This is a genomic window from Serratia sp. A07 (assembly GCF_058725505.1).
Genome location: NZ_JBZXDO010000241.1, coordinates 1 through 613, shown reverse-complemented (window position 1 = coordinate 613; position 613 = coordinate 1). Strand labels below are relative to the sequence as shown.

The 613-nt window shown below is 56.6% G+C and carries 1 protein-coding gene; it reads left to right on the top strand.

Annotation, left to right across the window (positions count from 1 at the left end; genetic code table 11):
* Nucleotides 1–613 (top strand): DEAD/DEAH box helicase (locus AC4PR2_RS29525; RefSeq protein WP_492176128.1); only part of this gene is annotated, 613 nt, incomplete at both ends.

Genomic DNA, 613 nt, shown 5'->3' with positions numbered 1-613 from the left:
AAAGGCGTGAAAGTGATCGGGTTGTCCGGTACTCCGTTCTCGGCCTGGCTGGGGACGTATTACCAGAAGCTGATCAAACCGACGACGATGAAAGAGCTGATAGCTATCGGCGCGCTGAGCAAATACGAATTTTACGCCCCATCGCATCCTGACCTGAGCAAAGTAGAAACGTCAGAGCAAGCAGGCTATGGCCGCGACTACAAAGAACAGCAGGCTGCAGATGTGATGAGCGACCCGACGCTGGTGGGCGATATCGTTAAGAACTGGCTGGAAAACGGGGAAGATCGCCCGACCATCTGTTTTTGCGTCAACGTGGCCCACGCAAATTACGTGACCGTTGAATTCAGCAGAGCGGGTGTGACCGTTGAAGTGATGACGGCGGCGACACCACACGAAGACCGTCAGATGACGATCCGCCGGTTTGAGCAGGGCATCACGAAGATCATCATCAACGTCGGCGTGCTGGTGGCCGGTTTTGATAGCGATGTCCGCTGCATCATCTACGCCCGCCCGACGAAATCAGAAATCCGCTGGCTGCAATGCCTTGGCCGTGGCCTGCGCACTGCGCCCGGTAAAGACCACTGCCTCATCTTCGACCACACAGGCACCGTGC